This is a genomic window from Streptomyces sp. NPDC057445 (assembly GCF_042802855.1).
Taxonomy (GTDB): Bacteria; Actinomycetota; Actinomycetes; order Streptomycetales; family Streptomycetaceae; genus Streptomyces.
The window spans coordinates 262,491-280,331 of record NZ_JBHVDH010000009.1; the positions used below are offsets into that span (position 1 = coordinate 262,491).

General features: G+C 71.4%; 16 protein-coding genes. 7 read left to right on the forward strand and 9 right to left on the reverse strand.

The window, feature by feature from the left end; all coding sequences use genetic code 11:
* Positions 1–62 precede the first annotated feature (62 nt).
* Genes ACFU5O_RS21360 through ACFU5O_RS21375 form a run of 4 tightly spaced genes read right to left on the reverse strand, consistent with a single transcriptional unit; the run spans position 63 to position 4,458 of the window.
* A complete protein-coding gene (locus ACFU5O_RS21360; RefSeq protein WP_384242697.1) occupies positions 63–473 on the reverse strand; it encodes a DUF742 domain-containing protein in 411 nt (136 codons plus the stop codon).
* Between the two features lie 21 nt (positions 474–494).
* Positions 495–932: a roadblock/LC7 domain-containing protein gene (locus ACFU5O_RS21365; RefSeq protein WP_384242699.1), complete on the reverse strand. Its 438-nt coding sequence runs from the start codon at positions 930–932 to the stop codon at positions 495–497.
* On the reverse strand, positions 929–3,622 hold the full coding sequence (locus tag ACFU5O_RS21370; protein WP_384242702.1) for a nitrate- and nitrite sensing domain-containing protein: 2,694 nt from the start codon (positions 3,620–3,622) through the stop codon (positions 929–931). Before ACFU5O_RS21370 ends, ACFU5O_RS21365 begins: the two co-directional genes overlap by 4 nt.
* 56 nt (positions 3,623–3,678) lie before the next feature.
* Positions 3,679–4,458: an MHYT domain-containing protein gene (locus ACFU5O_RS21375; protein WP_384242704.1), complete on the reverse strand. Its 780-nt coding sequence runs from the start codon at positions 4,456–4,458 to the stop codon at positions 3,679–3,681.
* 146 nt (positions 4,459–4,604) lie between these two features.
* On the opposite strand from ACFU5O_RS21375, the gene ACFU5O_RS21380 reads away from it, so the two are divergent.
* The gene (locus ACFU5O_RS21380; protein ID WP_384242706.1) at positions 4,605–5,204 is read left to right on the forward strand and encodes a class I SAM-dependent methyltransferase; all 600 of its coding nucleotides are present in this window, start codon (positions 4,605–4,607) and stop codon (positions 5,202–5,204) included.
* Here the strand turns inward: ACFU5O_RS21380 and ACFU5O_RS21385 are convergent.
* Entirely contained in the window at positions 5,195–6,013 is an 819-nt protein-coding gene (locus ACFU5O_RS21385; RefSeq protein WP_384242708.1) for an alpha/beta fold hydrolase, read from the reverse strand. The two genes, ACFU5O_RS21380 and ACFU5O_RS21385, sit on opposite strands and share 10 nt — an antisense overlap.
* 102 nt (positions 6,014–6,115) lie before the next feature.
* Here ACFU5O_RS21385 and ACFU5O_RS21390 point away from each other — a divergent pair, with 102 nt between their 5' ends.
* From ACFU5O_RS21390 to ACFU5O_RS21405, 4 genes are all read left to right on the forward strand, one after another.
* Entirely contained in the window at positions 6,116–6,664 is a 549-nt protein-coding gene (locus ACFU5O_RS21390) for a PadR family transcriptional regulator (RefSeq protein ID WP_384242710.1), read from the forward strand.
* Between the two features lie 56 nt (positions 6,665–6,720).
* Entirely contained in the window at positions 6,721–6,999 is a 279-nt protein-coding gene (locus tag ACFU5O_RS21395; protein WP_384242807.1) for a hypothetical protein, read from the forward strand.
* 146 nt (positions 7,000–7,145) lie between these two features.
* Complete coding sequence (locus ACFU5O_RS21400; RefSeq protein WP_384242712.1) at positions 7,146–7,958, forward strand: hypothetical protein; 813 nt, start codon at positions 7,146–7,148, stop codon at positions 7,956–7,958.
* Between the two features lie 114 nt (positions 7,959–8,072).
* Positions 8,073–9,479: a tannase/feruloyl esterase family alpha/beta hydrolase gene (locus tag ACFU5O_RS21405; protein ID WP_384242714.1), complete on the forward strand. Its 1,407-nt coding sequence runs from the start codon at positions 8,073–8,075 to the stop codon at positions 9,477–9,479.
* 10 nt (positions 9,480–9,489) lie between these two features.
* Here ACFU5O_RS21405 and ACFU5O_RS21410 read toward each other — a convergent pair whose 3' ends face one another.
* From ACFU5O_RS21410 to ACFU5O_RS21420, 3 genes are all read right to left on the reverse strand, one after another.
* Positions 9,490–10,038, reverse strand: coding sequence for an MOSC domain-containing protein (locus ACFU5O_RS21410; RefSeq protein WP_384242717.1), 549 nt, complete (start codon positions 10,036–10,038; stop codon positions 9,490–9,492).
* Positions 10,039–10,136: 98 nt separating this feature from the next.
* Positions 10,137–10,319 (reverse strand): hypothetical protein, encoded by a 183-nt coding sequence (locus ACFU5O_RS21415; protein ID WP_384242719.1) that lies wholly within the window; start codon positions 10,317–10,319, stop codon positions 10,137–10,139.
* A 71-nt stretch (positions 10,320–10,390) separates the two neighbouring features.
* A complete protein-coding gene (locus tag ACFU5O_RS21420; protein WP_384242720.1) occupies positions 10,391–11,521 on the reverse strand; it encodes an acyl-CoA desaturase in 1,131 nt (376 codons plus the stop codon).
* 278 nt (positions 11,522–11,799) lie between these two features.
* Here ACFU5O_RS21420 and ACFU5O_RS21425 point away from each other — a divergent pair, with 278 nt between their 5' ends.
* On the forward strand, positions 11,800–14,718 hold the full coding sequence (locus tag ACFU5O_RS21425; protein ID WP_384242723.1) for a DEAD/DEAH box helicase: 2,919 nt from the start codon (positions 11,800–11,802) through the stop codon (positions 14,716–14,718).
* On the forward strand, positions 14,715–16,052 hold the full coding sequence (locus ACFU5O_RS21430) for an SWF or SNF family helicase (RefSeq protein ID WP_384242725.1): 1,338 nt from the start codon (positions 14,715–14,717) through the stop codon (positions 16,050–16,052). Before ACFU5O_RS21425 ends, ACFU5O_RS21430 begins: the two co-directional genes overlap by 4 nt.
* A gap of 214 nt (positions 16,053–16,266) precedes the next feature.
* On the opposite strand, the gene ACFU5O_RS21435 is transcribed toward ACFU5O_RS21430, so the two are convergent.
* Positions 16,267–17,253: an LLM class flavin-dependent oxidoreductase gene (locus ACFU5O_RS21435; RefSeq protein ID WP_384242727.1), complete on the reverse strand. Its 987-nt coding sequence runs from the start codon at positions 17,251–17,253 to the stop codon at positions 16,267–16,269.
* Positions 17,254–17,841 lie beyond the last annotated feature (588 nt).

The window sequence follows — 17,841 nt, forward strand, 5'->3', positions numbered from 1 at the left end:
GGGGGCCCGGGTCGGTTGTGTCCGTCACCAGTCTGCCCCGGTCCAGGTCCGCGCAACGGCGGTTACAGCGCCCTCAGGCCGTCGATCACCTCCCGGAGGATCTTCTCGTCGGGCAGTTGTGCGGGCGGTACGGGCCGGCTGACGGTGACGTAGCGGGCCTCGAGGAGGTCGCCGAGGAGGACACGTACGACACCCACGGGCAGGTCGGCCCCCGCGGCGAGTTCCGCGACCGACTGGGTCTCGTCCTGGCAGAGCTCGAGGAGTGCCCGGTGCTCGGGGCCGAACAGGGAATCCCCGGCCCGGTCCACCGCGCCCCCGGCCACATCGACGAGTGCGATGAGATCGAGTTCGGTGCCGGGACCCGGTCTCGTGCGGCCTCCGGTCATGGCGTACGGGCGGACGAGGGGTCCCGCTTCGGCGTCGTACCAGCGGCTGCCCCGGAGTTCCTCGCCTTCGTCGCCGGATTCGCTCATGGTGGTGGGGACTCCCTGCGGTCAGCCGGCGGCGGGCGGGGTGGCGGAGGTGCGCGGCGGGGTGCCGAGGTGCTCACCCACGCGTTTGACGAGGCGGGCCATCTCGTACGCGATCAGACCGATGTCGCCGGTCACGGAGCTCAGAACGGCAAGGCAGGAGCCGTCCCCCGCGGCGGCGACGAAGAGGAAGCCGTCGTCCATCTCGACCATCGTCTGGCGGACGGATCCGGTGCCGAAGTGCCGGCCCGTGCCCTTGGCGAGGCTGTGGAATCCGGAGGCGACCGCGGCGAGGTGCTCCGCGTCCTCCCGCGTCAGTCCGCCAGAGGCACCGACGGCGAGGCCGTCGGAGGAGAGAACGACCGCGTGCCGGACCGCGGTCGCCCGCAGCACCAGGTCGTCGAGCAGCCAGTCGAGTTCTCCGGATCGGTGTTCCGCGGCGACCCTCTCGTGGTCGATCATGCGTCGTCTCCTTCGCTGCTGTGGGCGGTGCCGGGTGTGCTGCTGCTACGGGTGCTGCCGGGGGCGGCGCCGCCGCCCCGGGCCCAGCCGGCGCGGTAGGCGGCCATGCGGTCCCTGGCCTGTTCCGGTGTGCGATCCGGGGTGTCGTGCGAGGTGTCGTCGGCCGAATCCGGCGCTTCGGGCCCTGGTGCCTCGCGCAGTTGTGGCACGAGGCTCGCCTGGCGGACCCTGCGAGGGAGGCCGCCCGCGTCGTCCCCCGGCTTTGACGGGGACGCAGGGAACGAAGGCGATGACGGGGACGAGGTGGTCGACGGGGAGCGGTCGGGACGGGCCTGGGAGCGCGATTGCGGGCGAGGTCGCTGTTGTTCGTGCGACTCGGGCTGCTGCGCGGAGTGCGGGCGCCCGCGCAGTCTCAGAGCGATGACTCCGGGGGGCGGTGGTTCGGCGGCGTCCGGCTGGACTTCGACGGCCCGCGCAGCGGTGTCCTTCAGCGCCGACTCCATGCCGTGCACAGCGGTTTGCGCGGCGGACGGTGTCGCGGCATCCGGGCCCGTAACCCCTTTGTGGCCGACGGCTCGTGACGGAGATCCCGCCGAGGAAGACGCGTTCTGGAGCAGAGGTGTCGGGATCAGCACGACCGCGGTGGTTCCCCCGTAGGGCGAGGTGCGCAGCCGCACCTTGATGTCGTGGCGGGCGGAGAGCCTGCTCACCACGAAGAGACCGAGCCGGTCGCCGTCGAAGATGTCGAGCGCCTCGGACTCGTCGATACGACGGTTGGCGTCGGCGAGGGCTTCCTTGCCCATACCGAGTCCGCGGTCCTCGATCTCGAGCGCGTAACCGTTGCCGACGGGTTCGCCGCTGACGCGCACCCTGGTGTGGGGCGGGGAGAACTGGGCCGCGTTCTCGACGAGTTCGGCCAGGAGGTGGGTGAGGTCGGCGACCGCGGCGCCGACGACGGCGCTCTCGGGAAGGGGCCGTACTTCCACGCGTGCGTAGTCCTCGACCTCGGACACGGCGGCGCGTACGACGTTGGTGAGGGGTACCGGCATGCGCCAGGCGCGGCCGGGGGCGGCGCCGGAGAGGATGATCAGGCTCTCGGCGTGGCGGCGCATCCGGGTGGTGAGGTGGTCGAGGCGGAAGAGGTCCCCGAGTTCACCGGGGTCCTCGGCCCGGCGTTCCATGCTGTCGAGCAGATTGAGCTGACGGTGGACGAGGACCTGGCTGCGGCGGGCGAGGTTGACGAAGACACCTGAGATGCCGCGGCTGAGTTCCGCGCGTTCGACGGCGGCGCTGAGCGCGGCGCGGTGCACGGTCGACAGGGCCTCGCCGACCTCGGCGATCTCGTCCTGCGGGGCCGGGCCCTGTGGGGTCTCGGCGTGTACGTCGAGTTCCTCGCCGGAGCGGAGCCGGCGCATGGCGTGGGGCAGTTTGTGCCGGGCGATCTCCAGGGCGGTGTTGCGGAGGCTGATGAGTTCGACGACGAGGGCGCGTCCGATCCGTACGGAGATGACGAGCGAGGCGGCGACGGCGACGAGGCCGAGGAGTACGGCGGCGCCCGCAACGGTGAGCATGCCCTGGCCGAAGGGATCGGCGCGGTCGACGGCGCTCCGCCGCGCGTCCCTCTCGATGTCACGCATCGCCGTTCGGACGGTGCTGTGGGCAGCGTCCCAGGTGGTGGAGGGCACGGCCTGGGCGGCGCGGCGGCCTGCCGGGGCGGTGAGGGTCCGGTCCTCGGCGGCCAGCAGTGCCCGGTAGGAGCTCTGTGCGGTGAGTTCGCGCCAGGCGGAGCGCCCGGGAGCGCGGAGATCGGCGACGGAGGATTCGGTGAAAGCACGACGGGTCCCGACGGCACCGGCGAAGAGCCGCAGGCGCTCCGTGCTGAAGTCCCCGGCCGTCCGGGCCGCGGTGACCAGGGCGTCCTCGCGGTCGAGCATCTCGGCGGCGCGGCCGAATTCGAGAAGAACGCGTGCGTCGGAGCCGCGTGCGTCGTCCTGGATGCCGGTGAGCGCACCGCTGACGCCGAACGCCGAGGCGATCACGGCCGTGTACGCCTCGTATGTACGGTCCCACTCGGCCTTTCCGTCAAGGACGGAGGTGCGCAGGACGGACAGTTCGCCGGCCGATGCGACGAACTCACGAAGACGGCCCGCGACGGGCGCGGGGAGGTCGCCCGCGTCGGCGACGGTGTGGTTGTCATCGAGGAAGAGCCCGGCGAGGGCCGCATCGGTGAGCTCGGCCTGCTGCTGGAGGTCGGCTGCCCGGTCGGGTCCGGGGGCCGCGAGCCGGCGCAGCGCGGCGCGCCGTTCGGCCTGAAGGGCGGTGACGGCTCCCGCGAGGGGCTCGCGGACGCTGTGCTCGATGTCCTGGAGCTGTCGGAGCCGGGCGACGTCCTGGGCGGTGGTGACGGTAGCGAACCCCCACAGGGCGAGGAGCGAGACGACAGGCACCATCAGCAGCGACACGATCTTGGCACGTACGGTCCGGGGGCGGAGCCGCCACCGCTCGCGGGGGCCCCGTCCTGCCGACCGGTCCGTCCCCGCTTCCTGGCCCGTTCCCGGTTCGGGCTGTTCTTCGGCGGGCGGTCCGGCGTGGGCACGCCGGCCGCGCGCCGCCGGCACGGCGGGCCGGGCGGAGGTAGGGCGCTGTGGTGGCGGCGTGTCGGGGCCGGGGGTGCTGCGAGGTGTGCGCATGGCCTCCTCGTTCCGGATACGGGTGGTTGGTGCGGCGTGGCGCTCGCGGTCCACGGCTAGTGGGGGGTGACGGCCGGTTCGGTGCTCCGGGCGGCCGACGCGTAGGCCGCGCGTTCGCGTGCGGTCGGGGAAAGGGCGACGAAGGCGGAGGTGAGGAAGAGGTAGGAGCCGAGGCCGACGGCGAGGGGGAAGATGAACTGCATCGGGGTGGCCCCGGGCAGCGTCTCGGCCGAGGGCTCGATGCGTACGCTGACCGCGAGCATCCCGGTGTAGTGCATGCTGCTGACCGCCGCGCCCATGACGAGCGACGCGACCGCGACCGCGACCGGTGACTTGATGTTGAGTGCCGCCCAGAGCGCTGCGGTCGCGGCGACGACGGCGATGGCGACGGAGAGCGCGACGAGCAGCGGCTCGTACCGGACTTCGCCGTGGAGCCGCAGAGCTGCCATGCCCAGGTAATGCATGCTGGCGACGCCGAGACCGGTGGTGAGGCCGCCGAGCAGCAGGGCGCGGACACGATCGCGGCTGTGGCCGACGGCAAAGACTCCCGCGCCGACGACGAGCACGGACACGAGCAGGCTCAGGATGGTCAGCGGCACGTCGTAGCGGATGTCGGTACCGGTCACGCCGAAGCCGAGCATCGCGACGAAGTGCATCGTCCAGATGCCCGTGCCGATGGCGGATGCGGCGGTGACGAGCCAGTTGCGGCGGGAGCTGCCGGTCGTCTCGAGCGCGCGTACGGTGCAGCGCAGACCGAGCGCGGCGCCGATGCAGGCCATCACGTACGACAGCACGGGGGTCAGCCAGCCGAAGGTGGCGTGGTCCAGGTGTCCCATGGCTCAGGGACGCTAGCCCCGCCGGGTGCGATCGACTGGGGCGCAGTTCGAAAGCTGATGGAATATGACAGAGAGCTTCTTGTGAACGATCGCGTCGAGCTCGAACGTGTGCACCGAACTTCTGTGTGCTGCGGGATCATTTCCTCATGACCGACGACCACACACAGGTGCAGGAGTTCTTCGGCGCACGTGCTGCCCGGTGGGACGCACGCTTCCCGGACGACGGCCCCGCCTTCACGGCCGGCGTCGCGGCGCTGGGTCCCCGGCCGGGTGACGCGGTGCTCGACGCGGGCTGCGGCACCGGGCGCGCCCTGCCCGCGCTGCGGGATGCCGTGGGATCCACGGGCACAGTCATCGGCGTCGATCTGACGCCGGAGATGCTGGACACCGCGGTCCGCGCCGGGCGGGACCGGGCAGGGGCGCTGCTGCTCGCCGACGTGGCCCGGCTGCCCCTGCGCCCAGAGTCGCTCGACGCCGTCTTCGCGTCCGGGCTACTGGCTCATCTGCCGCACCCCGAGGAGAATCTGCGTGAGCTGGCCCGGGTGGTGCGTCCTGGCGGCCGGCTCGCGCTCTTCCACCCCATCGGGCGGGCCGCGCTCGCCGCACACCAGAGCCGCCGGCTCACCGACGACGATCTGCGGGCGGAGCCCAACCTCCGTCCGCTGCTGAGCCGTTCGGGCTGGACGATGGTCTCGTACGTCGACGAGGACGCGCGGTTCCTGGCCCTTGCCGTGCGTCAGGGCTGAGGCGCAGAGGAGGCGTCCGCCGCCGCCGGCGCCGGCGCGTCCGGTCCGCCGGCGGCGATAGCCTGCGCGAACGCGTCGGGGGCGTCGAACATGACGTTGTGACCCGCGTCCGGGACAGTGATGACCCGCACCCCGGAGGTCATCAGCTCGTCCGCACCGGGGAGTTCGCCGCTGAGCGCCCCTTGGAGAAATACGCGCGGGACGCGAAGGTCCATCAGCATGCGGCGCATCGTCGGCCGGGTGCCGCGGACCAGCCACGTCGCGCTCCGATGCAGCGCGAGTGGGTCGGCGAGCCGCATGGTCGCGGCCCATGCGGGTCCGATGCGCTGCAGTACGCGCGCGAATCCACCCCCGTGGGCGAACTCGTCCTCCGTCCAGGACGCGATGCCGCTGCTGCTCGCCGAGGCCGGGGGGTGCGGATCGAGGTTGGCTTCCGTGAGGACCAGCCGCGACACCAGATCGGGCCTCCGGTGGGCGAGAACAATCGCGACCGCGCCACCCATGCTGTGTGCCACGAGCTCGGCGCCGCCCGGCCCGCCGACGCCCGCCGCGTCGAGTGCGGCGGCCAGTGCATCGGCGTGATCCTCCAGCCGGTAACCGAAGCCGGCGGGCCGGTCGCTGATGCCGTGCCCCGGCAGGTCGACGAAGAGTGACCGACGACCCGCCAGGAGCGGGTGGGCGGCGATATGGGCGTGGTAAATGGTGGAAGCCGCGCCGAGCCCGTGCACATACACCCGCGCGGGTCCCTCCCCCGCGGACTCCGTCCAGCGGATGACGCTCCCACACTCGTCGAATCCGGCCTGTCGCATCCGTACCGCCCCCTCCATGTGGATCTCCGACGCTCCGGACCATACATCGGCGCTGTAGTACTACGCCACCGATGTACCACGTTGGTGAGCGAGAATATGGGCATGCTGGAGCTGACCATCCTGGGATTCCTGTACGACACCCCGCTGCACGGCTATGAGCTGCGCAAACACATCACAGCGCTCACCGGTCATGTCCGTCCGGTGGCCGAGAGCACCCTCTACCCGGCCATCAAGCGGCTGGAGAAGTCGGGCTTCCTGGTGCGCGAGAGCCGACCGGGACAGGCCGCCGCTCCCAGGCATGTCCTCACCCTCACCGGCGAGGGCCGAGAAGAACTGCTGCGGCGGCTCACCGCTCCCGCCGCGCAGGACATCACCGACGAGAACCGCTGGTTCACGGTGCTCGCGTTTCTCCGGCACGTCCCCGATGCGGTGGCACGCGACGCCGTACTACGACGCCGGCTGGACTTCCTCGAGCAGCCGGCCAGCTTCTTCTACGAGGGCGACCGGGCCCTGCGGGCCGAGGAGATCGAGGACCCGTACCGGCGCGGGATCCTCACCATCGCCCGGGCCACGAGCGCGGCGGAACTCACGTGGCTCAGGGCCCTGTTGCGGGAAGACTTGACGCACCGGCGGGGTACGCCGGACGGGTGAACGGGGCTGGGAAGGTGGCCAGGGTGTTCGACAGGGTGATCGGGAACATACGCAAGCTGCTGGTGTCCGGACGGGGCGGCGAGCGGGGCGCGGCTCCTGCCCCGAGCACGCGGACTCGGCAGCACAACCTGTTCGAGGCGGCGGCGACCTATGTGTCCGCATGTGCCGAGGACGATCAGCAGGGCATCGACGAAGCGTCGAGCTGGGTGTCGCCCGAGGCCCTGACGTTCGGAGTCAACGAGCTGGCCTGCCGGGCGGTCATCGCCCTCGCCCGCGAGCGGGACGAGTCCCCGCAGTCCGTGGCGCGCAGCCTCCTCGGGCTGCCCGCGGCATGACGTGGAGGCGGGCCGGGAGGCGGGCCGAGGCGATGCCCGCACCGCGCAGGACCGGGCCTGGTTCACTTTCCCTGCCGTGAACCCTCGACGCCGGGGTTACCCACTGGTTAGGGTGCGCCGACGAACGATCGGATGGGGAGGGTGCTGTGGCCGGGACGGACGAGGTCGCCGACGACGACACGCTCTATGTGCTGACCGCCTTGCTGCTGACGCCCGCGCAGTTCCCGAGCGTGCTCGGTGACGACTACCCGGCGGTGTGCGCATCCCTGGGGCTCGAGCCGTTCGCCGAGGGATACGGGCTGGTCCTCGGCCAGGACAGCGCCGGCGCCCGGTGGACGGTGGTGGTCGACGACGTCTCTCTCGTCGCCGTCGCGATCGCGTCGTGGGACTGCGGGATGGACTACGACCTGTCCCCCAGCGACCGCACCGTGGTCGCCGCTCTGCCGGGCTGGCCCCTGCATGTCGCGACCGTCGCCCCCGGTGTGCCGGCGCCCCATGACCCGGAGAACGAGGACGATGCCGGGCCCTGTCTCGCCCCGCCCGACACGGAGACCTGGGGCCCCGCGCAGCGCAGGCTGGGCGCGGACGAGATCGCCCTGCAGTGGGCCGCCTGGCGCGAGCAGGTGGCCGACCAGGTCACCTTCGTCCAGCCCGACGAACAGGAGGACGACGGCGGGGAGCCGGCGGCCGGGCACGAGGGCGTTCGTCGGGTGCTCAAGGAACTGCACGGCTACGTGGACGAGCCGCCGCCGCCCGGACGGGTGCGCTCCAGCTTCGCCCCGGACGGTGCGCGCACGCTGCGTGCCGACGGGCCCGGCTGGTCCCTCGTGGCCAGGACCGACGACATCGCCTTCGTCCTGCTCGACGACGAGCCGGGCGAGGTGCTCCCGGTGGGACGCGGGCCCGAACTTCCCGGTCTGCTGGAAGGCCTGGACAAGGTGGCGGTACGCCCCTCCTGAGCACATGGCCGGCCGGTTCGAGGTGTGGGCCGGCCCCATGGCCGTACGGACGGGACGACAGCACGATGTGGCGGCGCGCCCACCTGTTCGCCCTTCACTCGGAGGCTAGTCGCCATGCGTCCGTCCCGATCGTCCCGGAGGACTCCGATCCTCGCGTCCCGGAGAACCCCGGTCCTCGCCTCACTGCTCCTCGCACTCACGTCGGCCTCCTTCGCGGACGCCGGTCCGTCACAGGCGTCGTCGCCCGGCCACTGCGCCCGTCAGGACCGGCTGCGGGTGCCGGGCGCGGCACATCAGGGGACGGCCTGTCTCGGGGACCTGACGACTTCCGGGCTGGCCGGGACCCCGTACACCGACATGGCGGACCAGGCCGGTCTGGCGGCCGGCGGCACCAGGAACCCCTCCGGGGTGCCGGGCATCCAGATCGACGGCTACTTCCCTGACGACTCGCGCCTCAACGCCACCCACGGTCTCCACCACGACTCGCAGTTCGTGATCCGGCTCCCGGACCGCTGGAACGGTGGCCTGGTCGTCACCGGATCGCCCGGCACGAGGCGGCAGTACGCCACGGACGCACTCATCTCCGATCAGGTCCTGGCGCAGGGTTACGCCTATGCGGCGACCGACAAGGGCAACACGGGACCCGACTTCTTCACGGACGGACGGCGCCCCGGTGACGCTGTCGCCGAGTGGAACCGGCGGGTCACCGAGCTGACGCTCGCGGCGAACCGGGCGGTGCGGCAGCGCTACGGACACGGTCCGGCCAGGACGTATATGACGGGCATCTCGAACGGCGGCTATCTGACGCGCTGGCAGCTGGAGAACCGTCCGGAGCTGTACGACGGGGGCGTGGACTGGGAGGGCGTGCTGTGGACCTCGCGCGGGCCGAGCCCGTTGACGAGCCTCCCGGTCACCGTGGCCAGGACCCTGGGCAGGGCCGGTGACGAGGAGCTGATCACGGCCGGGTTCGCGCCGGGCTCCCGGTTCCTGTGGCCGTACCACGAGAAGGTCTACTGGGGGCTCACCCAGAAGATCTTCCGCGCCGAGTTCGATCCGTCGTACGACCCTGGCTGCCCGGGCGCCTCGGCCGGGTCCTCGCCGGAGCAGATCTTCGCCGTCTGCCCCTCGGACGCGGACTACGACCTCGCGTCACGTCCCCCGTATGTCCGCCGAGCCCTCGCGAAGGTGGCGCTGACGGGCCGGATCGGGAAGCCGCTGATCACACTGCACGGCGATCTGGACACGTTGCTGCCGATCAGTCAGGACTCCGATGTGTACCGGCGGATGATCGACGGCCGGGGACGCGCGGCGCTGCACCGCTACTACACGGTCGAGGGCGGGACGCACACCGACGGCCTGTACGACACGCACCCGGACAGACTCCGCCCGATCCTGCCCTGCTACCGCTCGGCGTTCGCTGCGCTGACCGGCTGGGTGGAGGACGGCGCCGCACCGCCGGCGGACCGGACACTCCGCAGACCGGCGGGCGGTGACACGGTCAACTCCTGTCCACTGCGCTGAGGAGGCGTCCTCAGACCCGCTCCAGCGGCCGGTGCGGCCCGTCGGGCAGTTCCACCGCGATCGGGTCGCCGGGACGCACCACTCCGCCCGTCCTGACGACGGACATGATCCCGGCCTTGCGGACGACATTGCCCTCGGTGTCGCGACGGACGACCTGCTTGAGCAGCCCGACCTGGAAGTGGTCGATCTGCAGACACGGATTGCGCAGTCCGGTGACCTCGACGACCGCCTCGGCACCAAGGCGCAGCAACGCGCCGGTGGGGAGGCCGAGCAGGTCGATGCCCCTGGTCGTGATGTTCTCGCCGAGGTCGCCCGGTCGGACCTGGAAGCCGGCCTCCCGCACCTCTTCGAAGAGTTCCTCGTGAACGAGGTGGACCTGGCGGAGATTGGGCAGGGTGGGGTCCTGCGCGACGCGGGAGCGGTGCTTGACGGTCACCCCGGCGTGGACGTCACCTTCGACGCCGAGTCCGGCGAGCAGGGTCACACTGGCGCGGTTCGGCTTGGTGAACGAGTACTCGCCGTTGCTGCTGACCGTGGTGATCCGTCCACCGACGCTCATCTGCGTGCCCCTCTCCCGTACCGGTAGTTTTTCGGATGGGCGCACTCCGGCACGAAGGACCCGGGCCGGGCCGGGCGCCAGGCCCGGCCCACGCCCGGTCAGCGGCCGATCTGCTTGCGGTTGATCCGGCGGAGCCGGCGGCGCTGCGAGGGGTCGAGCGCGAAGTAGGCCGCGGCCGGCACCCCCACGACGATCAGCAGCGCCCACCAGAATCCGATCAATGGCATCAGGATGAGGCCCACGGCCACTCCCCCGATGGCGATCTTGGCACCTGTCGACATTTCGTGGCCTCCTTAGCAGCCCCGAGGCCGCACCTTGCTCTGAGAACGCGTCCGCGAGGTCTCCGGTTCCACTATGCGCCGGTTTCCTTGCGACGGCGCCGCACTGCCTCCTGTGCCCGCAGCGCACCGCCGACCTCGTGCATGTGCCCGAGAGCCTGACGGTACGACTCGACCAGCCCGGTCTCCGTGTACGGCATGCCGAGGCCGCGGCAGTGGTCGCGGACCAGCTGCTGGACGAGTCGCAGATGAGGGCGGGGCATGCTCGGGAAGAGGTGGTGCTCGATCTGGTAGTTGAGGCCGCCGAGGAACCAGTCGGTGAGGACGCCGCCTCGTATGTTGCGGGAGGTCAGGACCTGCCGCTGCAGATGGCCCCAGCGCTCCCCGCTCTCCGGGTCGGGCATCTCCATGCCCTTGTGGTTGGGCGCGAAGGCCATACCGAGGTGGAGGCCGAGGAGCATCTGGTGGAGCAGGGCGAACACGAGCGCCTGGAGCGGGGTGAGGACGGTCAGCAGCAGCGTGACGTATCCGGCGACATGCGCGACGAGGAGCCCGCCCTCGACCGCGCGGCCGCGTGCGGGGGGCCTGCGGTCGCCCGTCCGCGAGAAGACGTGCCGGAAGGCGTAGACCTTGAGAGCAAGTCCCTCCAGCGTGGTCAGCGGGAAGAACAGCCGGGCCTGGTGGCGGGTGAGCCAGCCCCGGAAGCCGGTACGGCCCTCGGCATGGTCCTGGCTGAACACCAGGACGTCCGGGGCGACGTCGGGATCCTTGTCGACGTGGTTGGGGTTGGCGTGGTGCCGGTTGTGCTTGTCGTTCCACCAGTCCTGGCTCATGCCGAGCAGCAGATTCCCGTGCAGGAGCTGGATGATCCGGCTGATCCGGCGGTCGGCGGTGATCTGTGCGTGGCCCGCGTCATGGGCGATGAAGGCCGTGCGTGCCGAGAGCAGTGCCAGCGGCACGGCGAGCGGGAGCACCCACCAGGAGGGGCCGATGAGCACGATGCCCGTGACCACGGCGGCCATGGCGAGGACGTTGACCGTGATGGCGCGTGCGTACCAGCCGGTGCGGCGGTCGAGGAGCCCCTGCTCCTTCGCGGCCCGCAGGAGCGGCGCGAAGTCGCTGCCCGCCGACCGCGCGGAGCGTCCGCCCGGCGGCGGGGACGGCTCGCTGACGAGGGCGCTGACGGTGGCGGTGGCCTGGGACATGCGGTCTCCGGTCTCTCGGCCGTCGCGCCGGCGGGCGCGTTCGACTCCTGACATTGCTCTGACCTGAGGAAACGTATGAATTCGGGACTACTGGCGGCTATGGCGCCACCACCCGGGAGCAGTGGGGGGATGCCCGGTGGGGCGGGGTGGTGCTGGCTCCACCCCGCCCCGGGTACGTGAGGTGGGTCACCATGGCGACGCTCCCGCCGGAGGCACGCGTGAGGTAGCCTCGGCGACCCCCGGTCCAGCTAGTCAAGTTTGAGGAATGCGCCATCGCTGTGCACACGCTTCCCGCGGCAACGCTCTTCGAGATCTCCGAACTCGCGCACTGTTCCGCGGCCTTCCTCCCCGCGGATCCGGCCCGTACGGGCCGAGTGGCGTTCTGGCACCCCGAAGGCGACGAGCCGCCCACCGGCTCCGGCGGCCCGGTCGAGGCCCTCACCGTGGTCACCGGCGGACGTAGCGGCGTGCGTACTCGTTCCGTACGGGCCCGGCTGCTGCCGGTACGGGACGCACTGCCCGTCCTCACCCGGGCGCGGGTGCTCCCCGGCGCATCCTCCGCCGGGGCGTTCTGGGGCGCCGCGACCGTACTCGCCCTTCAATTCGTCGCGCGCGGAATGCTGTTGCCCGGTCTCACCACGAGCGACCACGATGCCTGGCGGGTCGGCCCGCTCACCGCGGACGACCTGGACCTGGTCCGTACGCTCGCCGCTTCCATGCCGCCGTCCGCGCACGCCGTCCCGCTCGACCCCACGGCACGGCCGCTGCGGCTGCACCAACCCGAACGGCTGCTGCGGGCCTTCCTCGACGCGGTCGCCGACGGACTTCCGCGCACACCTGCAGCACCGCTCGCGACCGGTTCGGGCGCGTTCGCCTCGGACGAACCACAGCGGCTGCCGGAGGCACGGGCGTGGGCGCAGGATGTGGCGGCCGGCCATGACGCGGGCGTACGGCTGTCCCTGCGCGTGGAGATGCAGGGCCTGACCGACGCCGCGGCCGACATCGAAACCGGTACCGGCGCGCACGAGGCGTCCTTCCGCGCCGTGCTGCAGATGCACAGCGTCGGCGACCCCGCACTCGTCGCGGACGCCGCGGAGGTCTGGGCGGGCGGGCAGGACGCCGTGTTCGGGGCGCGCGCACGGATGGACGCGCTGCTCGCGCTGCGCCGGGCGGCACGCGCCTGGGCACCCCTCGCTCCGCTGCTCTCGGCGGCCGTCCCGGATGCGATCGAGCTCGCCGACGAAGAGATCACCGAACTGCTCGGCGACGCCTCGCGGGCGCTCGCCGCGACCGGGGTGCAGGTTCACTGGCCCAGGGCACTGGCCCGCACGCTGACGGCGCGAGCGGTGATCGGCCCACGGGACGGTACGAAGGCAACGCCGGGAGCGGAGGGCACGGAGGCATCGGAGGAAGCGGATCCGCCCGGCTCCGCGATGCCGTCGTTCCTCTCGGCTGAGGCTCTGCTCTGCTTCGACTGGCGGTTCGCGCTGGGCGATCAGCGCCTGACCCGTGAAGAACTGGACCGACTCGCCGAGGCAGGCAGGCCCGTGGTGCGGCTGCGCGACCGATGGGTGCTCATCGACCCGAAGGAGGCGAGCCGCGTCCGGGCGCGCCAGGACCACGAGATCACTCCTGTCGAGGCGCTCCGCGCCGTGCTGACCGGTTCCACCGAGGTCGGCGGACAGCGGGTCGAGGTCGATGCGTCGGGGTGGCTGGAACGGCTGCGGGATCACCTCGCCGACCCCGAGGGAGGAGCGCAGACAACCGGTCGGCCCGCAGCGCTCGCCGCGACCTTGCGCGACTACCAGCTGCGCGGACTGAACTGGCTGCACCGGATGACCTCGCTCGGGCTCGGTGGCTGTCTCGCCGACGACATGGGTCTCGGCAAGACCGTCACCCTCATCGCCCTCCATCTGCACCGGCAGACCGACGAATCGTCGGCCGGGCCCACGCTCGTCGTCTGCCCGACGTCCCTGATGGGCAACTGGCAGCGCGAGATCGAGAAGTTCGCGCCCGGGACACCCGTGCGCCGCTTCCACGGCGCGGTCCGCAGCCTCGGCTCCCTGGCGGACGGGGAGTTCGTCCTCACCACGTACGGGACGATGCGGCTCGACGCCGCGAAACTCGGCGCGGTCGCCTGGGGCATGGTCGTCGCCGACGAGGCACAGCACGTCAAGAACCCGTACTCGGAGACGGCGAGAGCGCTGCGCACGATCGGTGGTCAGGCGCGCGTCGCTCTCACCGGCACACCGGTCGAGAACAATCTGTCCGAGCTGTGGGCGATCCTCGACTGGACGACACCCGGACTGTTCGGCCGGCTCGGCACATTCCGTACGAGGTACGCGCAGGCCGTGGAGGGAGGCGGGGACCCGGCCGCGGCCGAGCGGCTCGCCGCGCTCGTACGGCCGTTCCTGCTGCGCCGTCGCAAGTCCGACCCGGGCATTGCGCCCGAGCTGCCGCCGAAGACCGAGACCGACCGTGCGGTCTCCCTGACCCCGGAGCAGGCGGGACTCTACGAGGCCGTGGTCCGTGAAACCCTCGCGGCGATCTCCGGGGCGGACGGGATGGAGCGCCGCGGTCTCGTGGTGAAGCTGCTGACCGCGCTGAAGCAGATCTGCAACCATCCGGCGCAGTACCTCAAGGAGGAACAGCCGCGGGTCCCGGGCCGCTCCGGGAAGTTGGAGCTGCTGGACGAACTGCTCGACACGATCATCGCCGAGGACGCGGGCGTCCTTGTGTTCACCCAGTACGTGCAGATGGCCCGGCTGCTGGAGCGGCATCTCGCGGCGCGCGGGGTGCGGACGCAGCTTCTGCACGGCGGTACGCCTGTTGCCGGGCGGGAGGCGATGGTGCGTCGCTTCCAGGACGGGGAAGTGCCGGTGTTCCTGCTGTCCCTGAAGGCTGCGGGAACCGGGCTGAACCTCACGAGGGCCGGTCATGTCGTGCACTACGACCGGTGGTGGAACCCTGCCGTGGAGGCGCAGGCCACGGACCGTGCGTACCGCATCGGCCAGACCCAGCCTGTGCAGGTCCACCGCCTGATCACCGAGGGCACGATCGAGGAACGCATCGCGGCCGTGCTGGAGCGCAAGCGGAAGCTCGCGGACGCGGTGCTCGGTTCCGGCGAGGCAGCCCTCACCGAACTGACCGATGCCGAGCTGGCGGAACTGGTCGAGCTGCGAGGGGACGCACGATGACGGACAGCGGATACACGGACGGCGCTGACGAGGGCGGCGGTCACAGGGACGGCGGTTACGAGGACGGCGGCTACGAGGACGAGCGGACGTTCGCGGCGCTGCCGCCGGCGCGGGGGCGGGCGTTCGCGCAGACCTGGTGGGGACGGACCTGGCTGCGTGCCCTCGAGGACACGGCGCTGGAATCGGAGCAGTTGAAGAAGGGGCGCAAGCAGGCGCGGGACGGGGCAGTGGGCGCCGTCTCCGTTCGGCCCGGGCGGATCACCGCGGTGGTGAAGGACCGGGACGGGACCGGCCATCGAAGCGATGTGCTGCTGCAGGAGCTGAACGGCGCCGCCTGGGACCGCTTCCTTGACATGGCGGTCGACCGTGCGGGGCACATCGCGGCCCTGCTGGACCGGGAGATGCCGCCGCATCTCGTCGAGGACGCGACGGACGCCGGGGTCGAACTGCTGCCGGGCATCGGGGATCTCGAGCCCGAGTGCACCTGCGAGGCATGGGACCTGTGTTCGCACACGGCGGCGCTGTGCTACCAGGTGGCGCGCCTGCTGGACCAGGACCCGTTCGTGCTGCTGCTGTTGCGCGGACGCGGGGAGCGCCGGCTGCTCGATGAGCTGCAGCAGCGGACGGCGGCGCGCGCGGAGCGCGAAGCGCGTCCGGCGCCTCCGGCCGAGGGGGTGTGTGCGGACGAGGCGTTCAGCGCGGCGGACATCCTCCCTCCGCTGCCGTCGGCCCCCTCGCTGCCGCCGGAGCCGGGAGCGCCGCAGTCACTGGACACGGACACGGCTGCGCCGGGTATCGAGGCCGACGCCCTGGAGTTCCTCGCTGCGGACGCGGCGGCACGGGCCCACCGGATGCTGGCAGACGCGCTGGCGGCGGGGCATGAACGGCAGCCCTCCGAACCGGAGTTGACGACCGGGCAGGACGCCGTGCGCTTGGCCGCGGCGCATGGGGAGAACACTGTCCCGACAGCGGTCATGGCGAGGCTCGCGGCAGGCTCGGGCAGACAGCCCGCCGACCTGCAACTCGCTGTCAAGGCCTGGCGGTTCGGCGGCGCCGCGGCCCTCGCGGTCCTGGAGAACGACTGGATCCCCGACGGGGAGGCCCTTGCCCGGGCGAGGGCCCAGCTGGCGGAGGACCGGGAAGAGGGGGAACGTCCCCGGCTGCGGGATGCGGGCGCCGGGCGCTGGACCGTCGTGGGTGCGGAGGCCCAGCTCCGCCTGGGACCTGAAGGGCGCTGGTGGCCCTGTCTGAAGACCCAGGGCCGCTGGACTCCCGCGGGTCCGTCGGCACCTGACCCGGTGTCGGCTCTGGCGGCGCTGCTCCCGGAGACGTGACCCGACGTACGCCCTGGCTGCGCAAGCGTGGCGGTATCGGCGATGGAGACCGCCCACTCGTCTGCGCGGCGAAGCACGGCATGGCCCCTGGCCCCTGGCCCCTGGAACCTGGACCCTGAGGGCAACCATCACGCTGGACGCCCGATCTGCCTGCTGGCAGTTCCGGCATCGGATCTGCCGTCGTACGTCACGCCGGGCCACGTGGTGATCGCCGCTATGTCGCCGCCGGCGTCATGATGTGCTGCTTGACGAGTTCGTACGACCTCAAGCGGTCGGCCAACGCGTAGACGGGTGTCACCAGCATGAGTTCGTCCGCACGGGTCACAGCCACCAGGTCCATCAGGTGCTTCGCGACGGTCTCGGGTGAGCCGTGTGCCTGTTGGGCGCGGAAGCTCGCCAGCGCCTGCACCTCTTCTGCGGCGAACGAGTGGGTGGCTGCCTCTTCGGGCGTGGGGAAGGGGATGTCGCCTCGTCCCCTGAGGAGTCCGGCCTTGACAACGTCCATCGGGCCTGCGAGCCAGGCCGCCTCCTTCTGCGTCTCGGCGCATATCGTTTCCACGCAGATCAGCACGCGGGGGCGGTCGCACCAGCGGGAGGGAGAGAAATGCTCACGGTAGTGATTGAGCGCAGCAAGGGTGTTGTCAGGACGAATGTGATGGGCGAAGGCGATCGGCAGTCCAAGTTCCGCGGCGAGCGCGGCACCGGCCGTGCTCGAGGACAGCAGCCATGGCTCCGGGAGCGGGCCGAGCGCGACCTCGTCCACCAGGAAACGCAGAGTCGCTGACACATCGTTTCGGTACTCGTCGTCCGTTGTCGGTCCGGCCCCACGCCGCAGGGCACGCGCCGTCGGCTCGTCGAAGGTACCCGGGCCACGGCCGATGCCCAGGTCGATACGACCCGCGTGCATCGCGGCCAGTGTGCCGAACTGCTCCGCCAGCATGATGGGGGCGTGGTTCGGAGCGAGAACGCCCCCGGAACCGAGACGGATGGACGACGTCAACGCGGCAGCGTGGGCGGTCAGGACGACGGGCGGGAACGCTCCGATGGCCGGAGAATGGTGATGCTCGGCGTACCAGAGACGCAGGTAACCGAGGTCTTCCAGGCGTCGGGCGAACTCGGTGGTGTCTCGTAACGTGTCTGCGGCCCGGGCGCCCGTCTGGACCATGGCTACTTCGAGCGCGCTGAGCGGAACGGTGATCATTCGATCAGTATAGGAAGCGTCCATCCGCGTTGAGCCTGTCCGCGCAAGGCCGATCGGACACCCGGACGGCTTCCCGGACCGCCACGAACTGCGGGCCGTCATCGCGCCGTCCGGCAGTGAGGCCTGCCCGTTGGGACGGGACCCGGTTGCGTGCCGGTGAACCCGGCAGACCGTGGAGTCGACGTTCACCTCCCAGGTGACCAGCCCGACCACATCGGGCGCACCGTATGCGGCAGAGCAACACAGAGCACCTGCCGGTGAGTCGTGGCAGCGACGCCGGCACGACGGCCCGCCGCCACCCGTGTGCGGCGCGAGACAACCACGCTGACGGCATGGAGTTGACGGCATGGAATGGTCTACTGACTCTTCGATGGACCCCACGATCGGCTTGCGGACCCAGGCCACACGGCACGCCGACACTGCGCACGCGAACCGTCACAGGAGTCTGCACACGCTCTGACCTTGGACGATGGGACTTGCCCAGATCCTGTTCGTCGTCAAGGAAGCTGCACTCATCAGGCTCCCGGTGAAGGCACTCGGCGGCGCCGGCCCGCACGCGCGTCGGTGGGGAATCCAACGCACACGGAA

What these genes read in the sequence shown, in the direction of transcription:
- ACFU5O_RS21360 (WP_384242697.1), bottom strand. Translation starts at nt 473, where the DNA reads ATGAGCGAATCCGGCGACGAAGGCGAGGAACTCCGGGGCAGCCGCTGG.
- ACFU5O_RS21365 (WP_384242699.1), bottom strand. Translation starts at nt 932, where the DNA reads ATGATCGACCACGAGAGGGTCGCCGCGGAACACCGATCCGGAGAACTC.
- ACFU5O_RS21370 (WP_384242702.1), bottom strand. Translation starts at nt 3,622, where the DNA reads ATGCGCACACCTCGCAGCACCCCCGGCCCCGACACGCCGCCACCACAG.
- ACFU5O_RS21375 (WP_384242704.1), bottom strand. Translation starts at nt 4,458, where the DNA reads ATGGGACACCTGGACCACGCCACCTTCGGCTGGCTGACCCCCGTGCTG.
- ACFU5O_RS21380 (WP_384242706.1), top strand. Translation starts at nt 4,605, where the DNA reads ATGACCGACGACCACACACAGGTGCAGGAGTTCTTCGGCGCACGTGCT.
- ACFU5O_RS21385 (WP_384242708.1), bottom strand. Translation starts at nt 6,013, where the DNA reads ATGCGACAGGCCGGATTCGACGAGTGTGGGAGCGTCATCCGCTGGACG.
- ACFU5O_RS21390 (WP_384242710.1), top strand. Translation starts at nt 6,116, where the DNA reads ATGCTGGAGCTGACCATCCTGGGATTCCTGTACGACACCCCGCTGCAC.
- ACFU5O_RS21405 (WP_384242714.1), top strand. Translation starts at nt 8,073, where the DNA reads ATGCGTCCGTCCCGATCGTCCCGGAGGACTCCGATCCTCGCGTCCCGG.
- ACFU5O_RS21410 (WP_384242717.1), bottom strand. Translation starts at nt 10,038, where the DNA reads ATGAGCGTCGGTGGACGGATCACCACGGTCAGCAGCAACGGCGAGTAC.
- ACFU5O_RS21415 (WP_384242719.1), bottom strand. Translation starts at nt 10,319, where the DNA reads ATGTCGACAGGTGCCAAGATCGCCATCGGGGGAGTGGCCGTGGGCCTC.
- ACFU5O_RS21420 (WP_384242720.1), bottom strand. Translation starts at nt 11,521, where the DNA reads ATGTCCCAGGCCACCGCCACCGTCAGCGCCCTCGTCAGCGAGCCGTCC.
- ACFU5O_RS21430 (WP_384242725.1), top strand. Translation starts at nt 14,715, where the DNA reads ATGACGGACAGCGGATACACGGACGGCGCTGACGAGGGCGGCGGTCAC.
- ACFU5O_RS21435 (WP_384242727.1), bottom strand. Translation starts at nt 17,253, where the DNA reads ATGATCACCGTTCCGCTCAGCGCGCTCGAAGTAGCCATGGTCCAGACG.